Source organism: Gordonia sp. NPDC062954 (assembly GCF_044543825.1).
Taxonomy (GTDB): domain Bacteria; phylum Actinomycetota; class Actinomycetes; order Mycobacteriales; family Mycobacteriaceae; genus Gordonia; species Gordonia tangerina.
Genome location: NZ_JBITWL010000002.1, coordinates 84,041 through 98,740 on the forward strand (window position 1 = coordinate 84,041; position 14,700 = coordinate 98,740).

Below are 14,700 nucleotides of genomic sequence, written 5' to 3' on the forward strand. Positions count from 1 at the left end.
CGGTCAGCCGGCGACGCGGCGCAGTTTGGCCGACAGACGCGGGATGAGGTCACCGTCGGCGTCCACGCGTTCCTCGACGTAGGCCAGGTCACCGTCCTCGACAAGTCCGTAGAGCCGCTTGGCCCCACCGGTGCGGCGGCCGGAGTCGGCCTTGATCACCACATCGGTGGCGAGCTCCCAGGACGTTTGGGTCAGCGGTGCACCGTAGAAGAGTTCGATCGACCCCTCGGCATGGGCGAGAAGCAGTTCGATGCTGTCGTCGTCACCGATCCGCCAGAAGCCCGTCTCGCGCAGGTCCGGACGGACGAAGTGCGCATCCTCGTCGATCACCCAGGAGCGTGCCTGCCAGTTGAGGAAGTTCTGGCCGTCGTGGCTCACCACGATCTGTTGCGCGAAGTGATAGTCCTCGCCGGTCTCGGGGTCGTTCGCCTCACCCTCGCCCTGCCAGATCCCCACCATCGGTAGCAGGGCGAGCAGACCGGAATGCAGATCCGCGCCGTGGCGCAGGTTGGCGGTGTCGTGCGGCAGCGGCAGATCGCCCCACTCGGGCAGGTTCCGTTCGGCGGTCTCCCGCGCGCGTTCGGCCGCCTGGGTGATTGCTTCGTCGCCGGACCGGCGGCCGGCCGGGGTCGGCTGGTCGTCGGCGCCGTCCGCGTCTGCGGAGGTCACGACTCGTCGGTGATCAGACGGTAGAGGACGTACACACCGAACCAGGCGATCAGGATCGATGCCAGAATCAGCAGAATCTCGAAGAAGATGACCACGCGAGGAGTCTACCGCCCGGCTTTCGGGTCCTGCGCGGTGGTCGCTGCTCCATCACCATGAGCGGCCCGAACACGGCGAGGCCCCCGGGTGGTACCCGGGGGCCTCGGTGGTCCAGTGGCGTGCTACTTGCTCACCACGTACTCGCTGACGACCTATTTGCTCACGACGATGTCGTGCTCGTGCACGCCGGGTCCCTCCGGGGACACGGTCACGTCGCCGTTGCCCGACGACGACAGCGCACGCAACGTCCATTTGCCGGGAGCGGCGAAGAATCGGAAGTCGCCGGTCGGGCTGGCCACGACCTCGGCGGTGAACTCGCCGGTGGAGTCGAGCAGCCGGACGAACGCGCCGGCCACCGGGGTGCCCGACTCATCGTTGACGGCGCCGGTCAGCACGGTCTCCTTCTCGACGTCCACGCCGGCGGGCAGCTTCTGGCCCTGTTTGGGTGCAGCACACATGATTACTTTCCTTCTCCCAGCTCGACCGGGACACCGACCAGCGAACCGTACTCGGTCCAGCTGCCGTCGTAGTTCTTCACGTTCTGGTGGCCGAGCAGCTCCTTGAGCACGAACCAGGTGTGGCTCGACCGCTCGCCGATACGGCAGTAGGCGATGGTCTCCTTCTCGCCGTCGAGGCCCGCTTCGGAGTAGAGCTCGGCGAGATCCTCGTCGCTCTTGAAGGTGCCGTCCTCGTTGGCGGCCTTGCTCCACGGCACGTTGATCGCGCCCGGGATGTGACCGGGACGCTGGCTCTGCTCCTGCGGCAGGTGAGCCGGGGCGAGGATCTTGCCGGTGAACTCGTCGGGGCTGCGCACGTCGACCAGGTTCTTGGCGCCGATCGCGTCGACGACCTCGTCGCGGAAAGCGCGGATGGAGGTGTCCGGCTCGGCGGCCTTGTAGCTGGTGGCCGGGCGGTTCACTGCGTCGGTCGACAGCGGACGGCCGTCGAGCTCCCACTTCTTGCGGCCACCGTCGAGGAGCTTGACGTCGTTGTGGCCGTAGAGCTTGAAGTACCAGTACGCGTAGGCGGCGAACCAGTTGTTGTTGCCACCGTAGAGGACGACGGTGTCGTCGTTGGCGATGCCGCGCTCGGACAGGAGCTTGGAGAACTGGTCGGCGTCGACGAAGTCGCGACGGACCGGGTCCTGCAGATCGGTCTTCCAGTCGAGCTTCACGGCGCCGGCGATGTGGCCACCGTCGTACGCGCTGGTGTCCTCGTCGACCTCGACGAAGACGGTCTTGTCGGCGTTGAGGTTCTGCTCAGCCCAATCGGCGCTGACCAGGACGTCGCTGCGTGCCATGGTTGATCCTTCCCGAACTATCGGAGATTGTGTGCGATGTGGAGCGGGTGATGAAGGCCGAACCGTCGTGGCAGATGTCGTCACCGACGGAGGAGTCCGGATCGGACACAATAGATGAGGTGTGCAAGACTGCCCGGCCGCCATCGAGAAGGTGAACGCGTCGATCTTCCGACGCCACGTCCACCGTCTAACGACAGCAACAGTCGGCGACACGACAGAAGTCGATCGCACGACGGCGAGTGAGCATGAACTCACGGCGCAGCTGCATGCGCCTCACCATACAGGGACGCATCGGCCCTCCCAAACGGCTGGGTGCTCAGAACTCGTCGGGCCGGAGATCGCGGGCCCCGGTGTCGCCGATGAGCAGGACATCGCTACCTTCGCTGGTGGCCTCGGTGGGGGTGATACCCCACGGCATCGGTACCGGGCCGAGGAGAGTGCTGAAGCGGGACAGAACGTAGGCGTGCAGGTCGTCGGCGATATCGGACTCGACGTGTTCTTCGGGTCCGCGATAGAAATCGGTCGCGGTGATTCGCAGCCGACCGTCGTCGACCGACAGGTCGGCCGCGACACTCACCCGTACGGTCGGGCCGGGATACATCGACGCCGACGGCGGCACATCGGTGGCCCGATTGACCGGGGGGAGCGCGACGGTGCCCGTCAGCAGCACACCGCTCGTCCGCCGCAACAGTCCGTCCGCGGGTCCGCCGCCACCCGCTCGGTCGGCGGGGGCCGGGGTGTTCACGGTCAGGTCGATGATGCCGAGCATGCGCCCGAGATTGACCGAATCGAGCCGCGTGTAGGCCTGCATCGACGAGGTGTGTATCAAGTCACTTGGCTGAAATTCGAAGCCGTCGGGCACCGAGATCGACCCCAGGGTCGCGCCCATCTCCGCGTGGCAGTCCGTGAGTCCTGGACAATCGACCGACACGCCGCGCGCGGTGATCACCGCGCCGCCGAACTCGCCGGCGCGCGCGTGGCTCGTGAACGGAAAACCGCTGATCGTGACCTCGGGGTCGTAGCTCAGGCGTGGCGAATCGAGCAGTGCCTTCGACAGCGAGTGTTCGGCCCGCATCGCGACGAGGGTGTCGGCGAGCAGCGCCGCGGCCCCGAGTACGACGATCGCGACGATGCCGATCCCGATGCCTCGCCGCAGTGCGCGGCGCGGGTGCTCTGCGCGCTGTCGCCGACCCTCCCCGGTCGCCTTGTTGACAGCGAAACGCCCCATTGGCGCTATTCTGTCATCTATCGCGCACACGTTGGTAAGGCGGCGTAAACAATCGCCGGCGGTCCATTCCGACGTCGCACCGGGCTCACAGGGGCGCTCGGGAGGGCGTGACCGAGGGTTTGGGGAACGACGAGATCGGAGTGGTTCATGGATCTCTTGCTGTTGACAGCCGATCCGAACCCGGAAGCAGTGTTGCCGTCGTTGTCGCTGCTGGCACATACCGTGCGGACCGCGCCGACCGAGGTGTCGTCGTTGATGGAGGCGGGCAATGCCGACGTCGCGATCGTCGATGCGCGCACCGACCTGGCGGCTGCACGCGGTCTGTGTCGGTTACTCGGCAGCACCGGGTCGTCGGTGCCGGTGGCCGCAGTGCTCACCGAAGGTGGATTGGTGGCGGTCAACGCGGACTGGGGGCTCGATGAGTTCCTGCTACCGGGTACGGGGCCGGCCGAACTCGACGCGCGACTGCGGTTGTTGGTGGTGCGTACTCGGGGCATGACCACCGAGGAGGCGAGCGGCAAGGTCACGCTGGGGGAACTCGTCATCGATGAGGGCACCTACACCGCGCGGTTGCGCGGGCGCCCGCTCGATCTCACCTACAAGGAGTTCGAGCTACTCAAGTACCTCGCGCAGAACGCGGGCCGGGTGTTCACCCGGGCGCAACTGCTGCAAGAGGTCTGGGGATACGACTTCTTCGGCGGTACCCGGACCGTGGACGTGCACGTTCGACGGTTGCGCGCCAAGCTGGGCAGCGAGCACGAGTCGCTGATCGGTACGGTGCGTAACGTCGGCTACAAGGCGGTGCGCCCCAACCGCGGTCGGGGCAGCGGTGCGGCGGACTCACTCGACGTGATGGGCGACGACACCGCCGGTGACGACATCGGCGAAGACGACATCGACACGGACGATCTGGGCGGTCCGTACGAGGAGTTCAGTGCGAGTGCAGGGAACTGAGGGGTCTGCCGCAGATCCGATGGTGATGGATCGGCTGACGCCGGAGCAGGCTGCTCGGGCACGGGCGATGGTCACCGCGGCGCGGGCGGTCGACGGCGTTGCGCCGCTGTCGGAGCAAGCGGAAAAGGCTATCGGCGATGCCGCCGATCCGGTTGTGCGCCACATTCTTTCCGACACCGGCTATGCCAACGTCAGCGTCGGCCGCGACGATGAGCCGGCGATGATCGAGGCGGTGGTGGACCCCGGTTCGCGCGGACGCGGCCACGGCCGTGAGTTGCTACTGAAGGCTTTTGACGTCGCCCGCGAGATGGTCGCCGAACCGGCGCCGCGTGTGTGGGCACACGGGGATCTGCCTGCTGCGGTGGCCACGGCGGCGGCGTTGGGCCTGACCCGGCGGCGTGAGCTCCTGCAGCTGCGCCGCCCCGTGGGTGGCGCCGCCGACGCGCTGCCCCCGCTCGAGGTGGGCGACGACATCGTGTTGCGGACCTATGCCGGCTCCGCCGACGACGCCGAGATCCTGCGGGTCAACAATGCGTCGTTCGACTGGCATCCGGAGCAGGGTGGGTGGACGGCCGACCAGATCTCCGATCGGGTGCACAGCTCCTGGTTCGATGCGGCCGGCCTCTTTTTGGCCTTCGACGCCGCCAATCCCGCGCAGTTGTTGGGTTTTCACTGGACCAAGCAGCACGACGCCGATCTTGGTGAGGTCTATATCGTCGGGGTCGATCCGGCGGCTCAGGGCCGCGGGTTGGGGCGGTTGTTGACGCTTGCCGGACTGCATCATCTCGCCGAGCGTGGCATGACAGAGGTCGAACTGTACGTGGAGGGCGACAACGCCGCCGCGTTGCGCACGTACGAACGTCTCGGATTCACCCGCTACGCCATCGACGTCGCCTACGGCTGACGACGGCCGCGCGTCGGTCGGTGCCGGTGCATCACAATCGTTGTGGGCGAACATGACAAGATCGATGTCATGCTGCGTGTCGTCCGTGTGATCGGAATCCTGTGCGTCGCCTTGGCTGCGTGCGGGATCGGCGCCCACTTCTCCGGACTGGTCAGCAACACCGTCACCCGGGTCGCGTCGTTCGCGCCGGTGCTCATCGCCGTGGGAATCCTCGGGGCGGTCCTGTTGCTGATCTGCCGGTCGTGGGTGTTCGCCGGCATCGCCGTGGTGGTCGCGGCCGCCGGTGTCGCTTCCCAGGCACCGCTGTATCGCGGTGTGACCGAACAGGTCTCGACCACTGATCTGGCCGTGATGCAGGCCAACATCAAGAGGGGCACCGCGGACCCGGCCGCCCTTGTTGCGCAGGTCCGCGATGCGCGGGTGGACGTGTTGACCGTCATCGAACTGACCGGAGCGGCGGTCACCGCGCTCGACTCGGCAGGTCTGCGGCGAGAACTGCCCTACGCCTTCGAGGTCCCGCGCGACGGCGGCGGTGGCGCCGGGATCTATGCTCGAACGCCGCTCGACGGTGGAGCCGCGCTGCACGGATTCCGGCTCGCCAATCTCCATGCCCGGCTGGATGTTCCGGGACGTGGCGGCGTATCGGTGTACGCGCTGCATCCGTTGCCGCCCTACCCGGAGGCGTCTTGGCGTTGGGATGCTGAGCTGCGACGCCTGCAGGCGATCTTGGCCGCCGACACGCAGCCGCTGATCATCGGAGCCGACGTGAACTCCACCTATGATCACCGGCCGTTTCGCGACTTGCTCACCGGTTCCGACGTCGACGGCTCACCCCAACTCGTCGATGCCGCCGAGCATCTCGGGTCCGGGATCGTGGCAACCTATCCCGCCGATCGCCGCTACCCGCCGCTCCTGGCGCTCGATCGTGTGCTCACCCGCAATGGACCCGTCCCGACATCGTTGCGGCGCATCGATATTCCCGGGTCGGATCATCACGGGGTGATCGTCACGGTGCGCGTGTGATCTGCCGACTCGTGTCGGCGACCTGGCGTCAGGTCTGCGGCGAAGTGCTTGCGTGAGACGGATTCAACAGCGGTAGAAGAAGTTCGGCGGTGATCTCGGCTTCAGCCGCCAACGGCCAGCCAGACAGAATCCAGATGTCGACACCGGCCTGCTCGGCCACCGCCGACATCGCGGCGGCGACATTCTCCGGGCTGCCCACGAAATAGGTGCCGGTGCCCTTGCCCGCGATATCGAAGGGTGGTTCGGCCGCGGTCCAGGTGGTCAGTCCCGCTGCCATGTTCGGAGCGAACTCCAGATCTGCGCGGTCCGGCAGGCGGCCGGCGCGCAACGCGTCGATCCGATTCTGGACCTGCGGATCGCGACTGCTGAGTTCATCGAGGCCGGGGTAGCCGAAGCTGCGGAGATTACGATCGGCGGTGGCCAGCACGGTCTCCGGGCGGGTGCGGTTCACTTGCCATTCGAAGCGCTCCCACGCCTGTTCGTCGGTCTCGCGCACGATGACACTGGCCAGCACCCCGAACCGGAGACGTCGGCCGCGCTCGGCGGCGGCGGCGCGGACCCGGTCGAACAGGCCCGTCAGCGCGGTGGGTTCGGACATGAACGACAGATAGACGTCGAGCACCTCCGCGGCGTGTGCGATGCCCTCCGGCGATGCACCCGTGCCCCACACCTCGATGCCGCCAGGCTGGCGCGGACCCGGTATCGCGGGCTTGTACCGCGGTCCGTAGGAGAAGAACTCACCCTCGAACGGTTCAGCGTCGTCGAGGTAGAGACGTTTGACCTGCGTCCAGAACTCAGCCGAGACGCGGTAACGTTCGGCCTTGGAGCCGAAGCGGCCGTACCGGTGCAGCACGGGGTCGGCGCCATTGACCTGGTTGTAGATCAGTCGACCACCGGAATACTGATCGAAGACCTGAGCTTCCTCGGCGAGCAGCACCGGAGGTTTGACTCCCGGGTATTCGGGGATCAGGAAGCGTAGCCGTTCGGTGTCGGCCACCAGCGAGATCGCCTCGCGCGCGGTGGTCAGCGCGCCGTAGTAGCCGAGCCGATCAAGCGTCCGAGCCTGGTGACGGATCACATCGAACGTGGGTGCCACCCGTTCGGACGGTTCCCACGGAACCTCGCCGTCGGTCGGATTGATGTACCAGAGGACTTGCGGCCCGGCACGCCCCGGTTCGATGCCGACGTCGGTCCCGAGTTCGGCGATGCTCATGACCTAGCGCTCGTCGCAGAATTCCGTGATGGGCAGGCCGACGTGTCGGGATTCCGGCGGGGCATAGCCGAGCAGCTTGTCGCCGGGCGTCAGGTCGGTCACGTTGTTCACCGACCCGCCCGGTCCCAGCAGTCGCACGTGCCAGTCGTCCTGTGCGATGACGTTGACCACCCGGCCGTCATCGGTGGTCGCGGTCACCGAGATCAGCGGTCGCCGTTCGATCTTCACCCGGCCGATCCGCACCTCGCGGACCTCGCCGGTGCTGCGGATGGCCAGGATCGGCTGGCCCGCCTGCAGTTCGCTGACATACCGGGTCCGGTTGTCGGGCACGAGGACATAGGAGTGCACCGCACCGGCGTTCCAACGGAACGGCCGGGTCGGCATGTAGGGCAGCGGGTGGGTTTCACTGCAGGACAGAAACATCCCGGTGGAGAAGGAACCGATCAGGCAGCCTTCGTCCTTCTCCAGCAAGGAGCAGGTGTCGATGCAGGCCCGCTCACCCATGCCGATGTGTTCAACCTTGGTGACGGTGAGTTCACCGAGTTCGATGCGATCGGCGCTGGGCCGGATCACGTCGGCGAGCGTCGCGACGTCATCGGCGCTGCGCGGGGCCAGCAACAAGCCGTCCGAGCCGTGCTCGAGAACCAACTTGACGATCCCCGCGTCCTCGATGTCGTTGACCACCGTCACCGTTCGACCGCCGGAGTTCTCCGCCGCCGCTATCACGATCTCCAGCGGGATCTTGGTGGGATCGGTGAAGGTCAGCAGTGTCCACGGCGCCCGGCGCACCGTCTCGCAGGCGTGCCGCAGGGTGTCTGCATCGGAGACCACCACGTGTACCCCCGCCTCGGCGGACGGGCCCGCGTCCACGATCGGGTTGACATCACGGCCCGTGTGCGCGGCGAGCACGATGTCTGCCTGACTGGCAGCCTCGACGTCGACCTCCGGCGAAGCAACAGCCAGGACCCGGCGGATCGTGGGGGGGAGATCGGACAACGTGTCGGCGTCGTCGCTCACGATGCCGTCGATGCGGTGGTGGATGGCCGCCTGTACCAGTGCGGCGCGGACGTCGCCGACGGTGCCTCGGATGTCGATCCAGGCGAAGTGGGCACGGGCCGTGCCGTCCGGCCCGGGGCCGTTGTCGGCAGCGGGGACCGCGGTCAGTGGGGTGATGTCGTCGGTGACGATATCGGTGGAGGAGTTCACGGTGGTCTTTCTGTTTGGCTGGGCTGGGCTCGGGGGATGGAGGCTCGGGGTCGGTAAACCGATCAGGCGAGTTCGAGGGCGGCGGCCAGTGGTCGACTCGGGTCCGATCCGCGGTGCAGACGCTCCGCCAACGCCCTCGCCACGCGGTGGGGATGGTCGGCGCCGAAGATGAGGCGGCCGAAACTGAGGCCGGCCACCCGGGACTCCGCGACCCGCATGCCGAAGTCGATGGCGTTGTCGTCGGTGGCGGTGGCCGGACCACCGGCGACCAGGATGGGCAGCGGGCAGGTGTCGACGACCTCGTCCATCTGCTGGGGTGCACCGGCATAGTCGAGTTTCACGATGTCCGCGCCCAGATCGGTGGCGATGGCACCGAGATGGGCGAGTGTCGACACCGACGTCGGCGCGGTGTCGGCGACGCCGCCGCGCGCATACATCATCGCCAGCAGAGGCACACCGAGGCGGTCGCATTCCGCTGCCACGACTCCGAGGTCGGTCAACTGTTGCGCTTCGGTGGGCGCCCCCACGTTCACGTGCACGCTCACCGCGTCGGCACCGAGAGCCAAGCACTCCTCGACGGACCCGACGAGCACCTTGCGGGTCTGGTCCACAGCGAGGTTGGTGCCGGCCGACAGGTGGACGATCAGACCCATGGCGCCGAATCGGGTCGGTGCGATGGTGCGTGCCCGGCCCTTGTGCACGATGAGGGCATCGGCGCCCGCAACTTCCAGGATCGCGGCGGTGTGATCGGCATGTCCGGCCGCGCCGAGCGGGCCGATGGTCACCGAATGATCGAGCGGCACCACCAGGGCGCGGCGATTGACGGCACCGAAGATCCGGGACAACCGGATCTGCTTGCCCGATGGCAGGTGCCTGCGGGCGTCGGGATTGTCGATCACACTGTTCTCCGATCGGTGAGCGTGCGGTTGTCGTCGGTCCGCGAGGCGCGGAGCGACGACACTCGTTCAGTAAGGTTAGCCTCGCCTATTGACATGCGGCAATCCGGGGGAAGGTTCATGCGCGCGACGTTGCGCGGGGGCGCCACGGTGTCGGGAAGGGCAGGCCGAGGTAGACCTCGCCGAGCGCGCGTTCCTCGTGGACCGAGCTCGTCCATCTCGTCAGCCGGGCATGGCGTAGGTGCCAGTCGAACCCATCGTCGCCGAGGCGATGCAGCGTGGTGGTCAGATTCCACGAGAACGCTTGTGCCTGCCAGACTCGCGGCAGCGCCGTCTCGCTGTACCGGTCCAGCGCGGTGTGGTCCCCGGTGGCGTAATAATGTCCGAGGCCGTGGGACAGGACGCAGGCGTCGGAGATCGCGAGGTTGAGGCCCTTGGCTCCGGTGGGCGGCACGATGTGGGCCGCGTCCCCGAGCAAGAACAGCGCACCCTGCTGCATCGGGTCGGTGACCACACTGCGCAGCGGCGCCAGGGATCGCTCGATGATCTCGCCGGTCTCGAGTTCGGGATGGTCGTCAGCTGCGCTGCGTCGACGCAGTTCCCGCCAGATCTGCTCGTCTGACCACGTGCCGAGGTCGGTGTGTGCCGGCACCTGCAGATACTGGCGGGTCAGGTGCGGGCCGCGCATGCTGTGCACCGACAACCCATCGGGGTGCGCGCAATACATGCCCTCGTCGGTGACCGGGGTGGTGCGTGCGAGGATGCCGAGCCAGGCGAACGGGTAGGTCCGGTTCGCAACGGTGGTCCGGTCGGGATCGAGAGCCTGTCGACAGATGCCGTGGAAGCCATCGCATCCCGCCACGAAGTCGGCGCGAATCCGGTGGGCCCGTCCGTCGACGACGAACTCGACGAACGGGGCGTCGGTGCCGATGTCATGCACGCTGACGTCGGTCGCCTCGAAGTGCAGCGGACGACCCGTGGCGTGGCGCGCATCGATCAGGTCGGCGACGAGTTCGCTCTGCCCGTAGACGAATGCGTGCCTGTCGAGGTGGCGGTGGAAGTCGAGATGATGTGTGGTGCGATCGAAACGGATATAGAAACCGTTGTGCACCAGAGCTTCACGTCGGAGTCGGCCGGCCAGGCCGATCTCATCGAGCAGGTCGACGGTGGTCTGTTCGATGACACCGGCCCGGATCCGGGCGCGCACATGTGCCTGCGACTGCCGCTCGATCACGACGGTGTCGATGCCCTGCAGGTGAAGCATCTGCGCCAGGGTGAGCCCGGCGGGGCCGGCGCCGATGATGGCGACCTGTGTTCTGATCTCGTGGGTCATACTTCTCGATCGGTAGTGCTGGTCAGCGCGCAACCGCGGCCGGGGTGGTGTCGGCTTCGACGACTTCGGCTTCAGCGACACCGGTTTCGGCGCCACCGGTTTCGGCGACGACGGTATCGGCGGCGACGTCATAGGGTTCGGCGGCGTCCGATTCACTGTGCGCGCCCCGCTGCCCGGCCCTTCGCGAGCGTCGCTCGCGATCGATCGTGCGCAGCACCCGCAGTCCGTCACTCACCGCGTTGAGGTTGCTGCGTCCGTGGATTCGTCGACTCTCGTGGCTACCGACCTCGGTGATCGTCAGGCCAGCACGGGCCATCCGCACATTGATGATCGTCTCCACCTCGAAGCCGTCTCCCCACTGCGCCTCGGTGGTGTCGGTCGAGGGCAGGTCGATGATGGGGAGATGCCGGCGCCAAAAAGCGTTGTATCCGTAGCAGAGGTCGGCGAACCCGGTGTGGAAGATCCGGTTCACCAGGCCGTTGAGTCCCTTGTTGCCGAGGCGGCGCAGTGCGGTGATGTCGTCGCTGTGGCCGCCCAGTGAGAAGCGACTGCCCTTGGCGAGATCCGCACCTTCGGTCAGGGCGCGCACAAAGGCCGGGATCTCGGCGGGGTCTGTCGAGCCGTCGGCGTCGATCATGACGATGATGTCGCCGGTGGCCGCGGCGAACCCGCAGGCCAGTGCGTTGCCTTTTCCGGTGCGCGTCTGTTGCACGATCACGGCGTCCGGCCAGAGCCGACGAGCCACCGCGACGGTGTCGTCGACCGATGCGCCGTCGACCACGACGATCTCGTCGACGTAGGGCATCCGTTCGGCCACGTATGGAAGGTTCAGGGCCTCGTTGCGCATGGGGATCACCACGGTTACTCGCGGAGTGGTCTTGCCCAGGTCTACTCGTTGGCCGGTCACAGCGCCCCTTCGTCATCGAGTCCGCGCATGTGGCGGAACCGCTTCGAGCGCCCGTCACCACGCAACTGTCGTTGCATGTGACCCTATTTGTTTAGGTAACCCTTGCCTAATTCTCAGCTTCTTTTGTGGTCTATGTCACTTGTGGTGGAGGGTGGTCGCCACATGGCCGGGGAGCGCCGCGAGGGCGGCTCTGACGGCCGTGGCGTCGCAATACTCAGGATAGAACGCGGCGGTCACGCACAGCGCGCCACCGACCGTCGACGACGTCACGGTTATGCCCGTCGGTGTCGCGGGATCGCTGACGGTGTAGTTGACCGCGCGCGCCGGATCGGTGAACCGGGTATGCGCGGTCTGTGGCAGGCGACCCACCGATGAATGGAGCAGCTGGGCGCGTGGCAACGACGAGTCCGGCGCCGGCGGGTGTCGACGGGCGAGTCGACTCGTCCATTCCCCCATCGTGCCGATCGTCATGGTCGCCACCGGCCGACCGGAGCGGCTTGCCACGTCCAGCATCTGCGTCAGTGTCCGGGCCGCGGTGTCCGCCGTGACTGGGAAGGTCAGGCCGGCCGAGAGCGGGGCGAGGGTATCGGTGCCGGCCGGGAGGTACGGGCGGAGGTCGAACGGGATGGTGACCGCGGGGTCGAGGTCGATGCCCGCGTCGAGTAGCGCCCGGACCAGGGCGCAGGTGAGCACTGCGAACATGCTCACCCCGGGCAGATCGCGGTCCCGCGCATCGCGCAGCAGGCGCATCTCGATGACGGGGATGCGCACGGTGGCGGCGCTCGGGGGTCTGCCGGCGCCGGCGGGAATAGGTGCGCCCGGTCCGGGCTCCGGTGGAGCCGCGCGTTGTGTGTCGGCGTCATCGGTGGGGAGTCGGTGCCGACGGGAGTGCCCGAGGCTCGCCAGCCGTCCGGGGTGGCGGCCGAAGGTGTGGATGGCGGCCGCGAGTAGCGGACGGGTGGTGCCTCGGTATCGGTCCCAGTGCGCATCGGACATCGTCAGCCCGCCGATCATCGCATCGACCACGGCCTGGGTGAACGCGACATCGCCGAGTCCGTGGTTGAAATCGACGGCGACCAGATCTCCCGCGCACACCACGCGCAGACCGGCGTCGGGCAGTGCCCGCACCGATTCGAGCAGGGCCAGCGGATCTCCTTCGGGCTCGATCCGACCCCTGTCGGCGATCGACTGCGTGCAGGCCGATTGGGCATCCGACTCCGTGGCAACCGATTCCGGGGAAATCCACGCGGGGGAAATCCACGCGGGGGGAATCCGCCCGGGGGAAATCCACTGGGGGGCGATCGACACCGCGGTGGCCGGCGGCGCGGTCTGCCAGTGGATGTGGTGCGCCGATGGACGTAAACCGAGTCGCAGCGAGGGGCCGGCGGCGGCCATCGCGTACAGGCGGTTGCGGGCCTCGTCGACCGTCGGCACGGGCATCGGGCCGAAGACCGAGGCGCAACGGCGCTGTGCGTGCAGCAGGTCGATCAGCGCCACTCGGGTGCCGCCGGACACCGGCGGGCGGCGGTCCTTGCGGTTCACCTCGTGTTCACCCGTTCTCTGTGTTTCGCGTAGCCGCTCGGGGCCGAGCGCTATTCTGGGACAGGATGTTTTGCGACTATCGCGGATCGGCTGTTTGTTCTGCCGGATGCGCACTCGGGTGCGTTGAGTGTTGGATCACATTCGGCGAAGGTATAGCGATGGTAATTCATCTTCCGTTAACCCTCGGGGCGCGGAGTGTCCACCAGCGAATCCTAATGTCTCCAGCGACCGGGTGATGCCGTGACTGCGGTGCACCATGTTCTGATGCTGGAGGAATCCTGTGAAATTGAGTCGTTCCGGTGTTGCGGTGGCCTCCTTGGCGGCCACCTCCGCGCTCATCCTGAGTGCGTGCAGTGACAACTCGGAGAGGGGGGACAGCAGCGCCGCACCCGCGTCGGCGGTGGCGGACATCCAGTGCGAGGGCAAACAGGATCTGCAGGCCAGTGGCTCGACCGCGCAGGCAAATGCGATGACCATCTTCTCCACGTCGTTCGCCCAGACCTGCCCCGGCTTCGAACTCGCCTACGGGGGTGGCGGTTCCGGCCAGGGCGTCTCTGACTTCACCCAGAACCTGACCGACTTCGGCGGCTCCGACTCGCCGCTGGAAGGCGACGACGCCGCCGCCGCCCAGCAGCGATGCAGCTCCGAGGCGTGGAACCTGCCGCTGGTCTTCGGCCCGATCGCGGTGGCCTACAACGTCGAGGGCGTCGATGACCTCGCGCTCTCCGGCCCGACGCTGTCGAAGATCTTCGGCGGCGAGATCACCAACTGGAACGACCCGGCCATCGCCGCCGAGAACGAGGGCGTCGAGTTGCCGGATCTGCCCATCAGCGTGATCTACCGCGCCGAGGAGTCGGGCACCACCGACAACTTCCAGAAGTACCTGACCGCCGCCGGCGGCTGGGACAAGGGCGACGGCAAGACCTTCAACGGCGGTGTCGGCGAGGGCAAGCAGGGTAACCCGGGCGTCGGCTCGGCGATCGGCCCAACCGCCGGATCGATCGGCTATGTCGAGTGGGCCTATGCACAGTCCAACAACCTGTCGATGGCCAAGATCATCACCGACCAGGACCCCGAGGGCGTCGCCCTGACCGCAGAGTCCGGTGGAAAGACCATCGATGGTGCCACGCTGGCCAATGGCGACGAGAGCCACAACATGGTGATCGACACCTCCTCGTTCTACAAGCCGACCGAGTCGGGTGCCTACCCGATCGTGTTGGCGACCTATGAGATGGTGTGCTCCGATTACGCGGACGACGCCACCGCACAGGGTGTCAAGACGTTCCTGAGCGTTGCCTCGGCACCGCAGAACCAGGGACAGGATCTGCAGAACGCGGGCTACATCCCGCTGCCGCAGGAGTTCCAGACCAAGCTGCAGGGTTCGATTGAGGCCATTCAGTAACTGCGGCTCGAACTCAACCGAGAGAAG

14 protein-coding genes are annotated in these 14,700 nt (G+C 67.1%); 4 read left to right on the top strand and 10 right to left on the bottom strand.

Going from position 1 to position 14,700, the window contains the following annotated elements:
* Positions 1-3: 3 nt before the first annotated feature.
* The 4 genes from ACIGKQ_RS02985 to ACIGKQ_RS03000 form a co-directional block, all read right to left on the bottom strand.
* Positions 4-669, bottom strand: a complete 666-nt coding sequence (locus ACIGKQ_RS02985; RefSeq protein ID WP_235725930.1) for an FABP family protein — start codon at positions 667-669, stop codon at positions 4-6.
* A 248-nt stretch (positions 670-917) separates the two neighbouring features.
* Positions 918-1,223 (bottom strand): DUF1416 domain-containing protein, encoded by a 306-nt coding sequence (locus ACIGKQ_RS02990; protein WP_235725929.1) that lies wholly within the window; start codon positions 1,221-1,223, stop codon positions 918-920.
* A 2-nt stretch (positions 1,224-1,225) separates the two neighbouring features.
* A complete protein-coding gene (locus tag ACIGKQ_RS02995) occupies positions 1,226-2,065 on the bottom strand; it encodes a sulfurtransferase (protein ID WP_235725928.1) in 840 nt (279 codons plus the stop codon).
* A gap of 316 nt (positions 2,066-2,381) precedes the next feature.
* Entirely contained in the window at positions 2,382-3,293 is a 912-nt protein-coding gene (locus ACIGKQ_RS03000; protein ID WP_396572265.1) for a DUF2993 domain-containing protein, read from the bottom strand.
* A gap of 147 nt (positions 3,294-3,440) precedes the next feature.
* On the opposite strand from ACIGKQ_RS03000, the gene ACIGKQ_RS03005 reads away from it, so the two are divergent.
* The 3 genes from ACIGKQ_RS03005 to ACIGKQ_RS03015 all read left to right on the top strand — a co-directional run bounded on the left by ACIGKQ_RS03005 (position 3,441) and on the right by ACIGKQ_RS03015 (position 6,174).
* Entirely contained in the window at positions 3,441-4,247 is an 807-nt protein-coding gene (locus ACIGKQ_RS03005) for a response regulator transcription factor (RefSeq protein WP_235725926.1), read from the top strand.
* A 19-nt stretch (positions 4,248-4,266) separates the two neighbouring features.
* Positions 4,267-5,151, top strand: coding sequence for a mycothiol synthase (mshD, locus tag ACIGKQ_RS03010; RefSeq protein WP_235725946.1), 885 nt, complete (start codon positions 4,267-4,269; stop codon positions 5,149-5,151).
* Positions 5,152-5,220: 69 nt separating this feature from the next.
* Positions 5,221-6,174 carry an endonuclease/exonuclease/phosphatase family protein gene (locus ACIGKQ_RS03015; protein ID WP_396572267.1) on the top strand — a complete coding sequence of 318 codons (954 nt, stop codon included), beginning with the start codon at positions 5,221-5,223 and terminating at the stop codon, positions 6,172-6,174.
* 28 nt (positions 6,175-6,202) lie between these two features.
* Here the strand turns inward: ACIGKQ_RS03015 and ACIGKQ_RS03020 are convergent, their stop codons facing one another.
* The 6 genes from ACIGKQ_RS03020 to ACIGKQ_RS03045 all read right to left on the bottom strand — a co-directional run bounded on the left by ACIGKQ_RS03020 (position 6,203) and on the right by ACIGKQ_RS03045 (position 13,271).
* Positions 6,203-7,387: an LLM class flavin-dependent oxidoreductase gene (locus ACIGKQ_RS03020; protein ID WP_396572269.1), complete on the bottom strand. Its 1,185-nt coding sequence runs from the start codon at positions 7,385-7,387 to the stop codon at positions 6,203-6,205.
* 3 nt (positions 7,388-7,390) lie between these two features.
* Positions 7,391-8,593, bottom strand: coding sequence for a 3-dehydroquinate synthase II family protein (locus ACIGKQ_RS03025; protein WP_266060522.1), 1,203 nt, complete (start codon positions 8,591-8,593; stop codon positions 7,391-7,393).
* Between the two features lie 62 nt (positions 8,594-8,655).
* Positions 8,656-9,492, bottom strand: coding sequence for a 2-amino-3,7-dideoxy-D-threo-hept-6-ulosonate synthase (locus ACIGKQ_RS03030; RefSeq protein ID WP_235725922.1), 837 nt, complete (start codon positions 9,490-9,492; stop codon positions 8,656-8,658).
* Positions 9,493-9,607: 115 nt separating this feature from the next.
* Complete coding sequence (locus ACIGKQ_RS03035) at positions 9,608-10,822, bottom strand: 4-hydroxybenzoate 3-monooxygenase (RefSeq protein ID WP_235725921.1); 1,215 nt, start codon at positions 10,820-10,822, stop codon at positions 9,608-9,610.
* Between the two features lie 22 nt (positions 10,823-10,844).
* Positions 10,845-11,669, bottom strand: coding sequence for a glycosyltransferase family 2 protein (locus ACIGKQ_RS03040; RefSeq protein ID WP_235725945.1), 825 nt, complete (start codon positions 11,667-11,669; stop codon positions 10,845-10,847).
* 195 nt (positions 11,670-11,864) lie between these two features.
* The gene (locus tag ACIGKQ_RS03045) at positions 11,865-13,271 is read right to left on the bottom strand and encodes a hypothetical protein (protein ID WP_396572270.1); all 1,407 of its coding nucleotides are present in this window, start codon (positions 13,269-13,271) and stop codon (positions 11,865-11,867) included.
* Between the two features lie 280 nt (positions 13,272-13,551).
* Here ACIGKQ_RS03045 and pstS point away from each other — a divergent pair, with 280 nt between their 5' ends.
* A complete protein-coding gene (gene pstS / locus ACIGKQ_RS03050; protein ID WP_235725919.1) occupies positions 13,552-14,673 on the top strand; it encodes a phosphate ABC transporter substrate-binding protein PstS in 1,122 nt (373 codons plus the stop codon).
* Positions 14,674-14,700 lie beyond the last annotated feature (27 nt).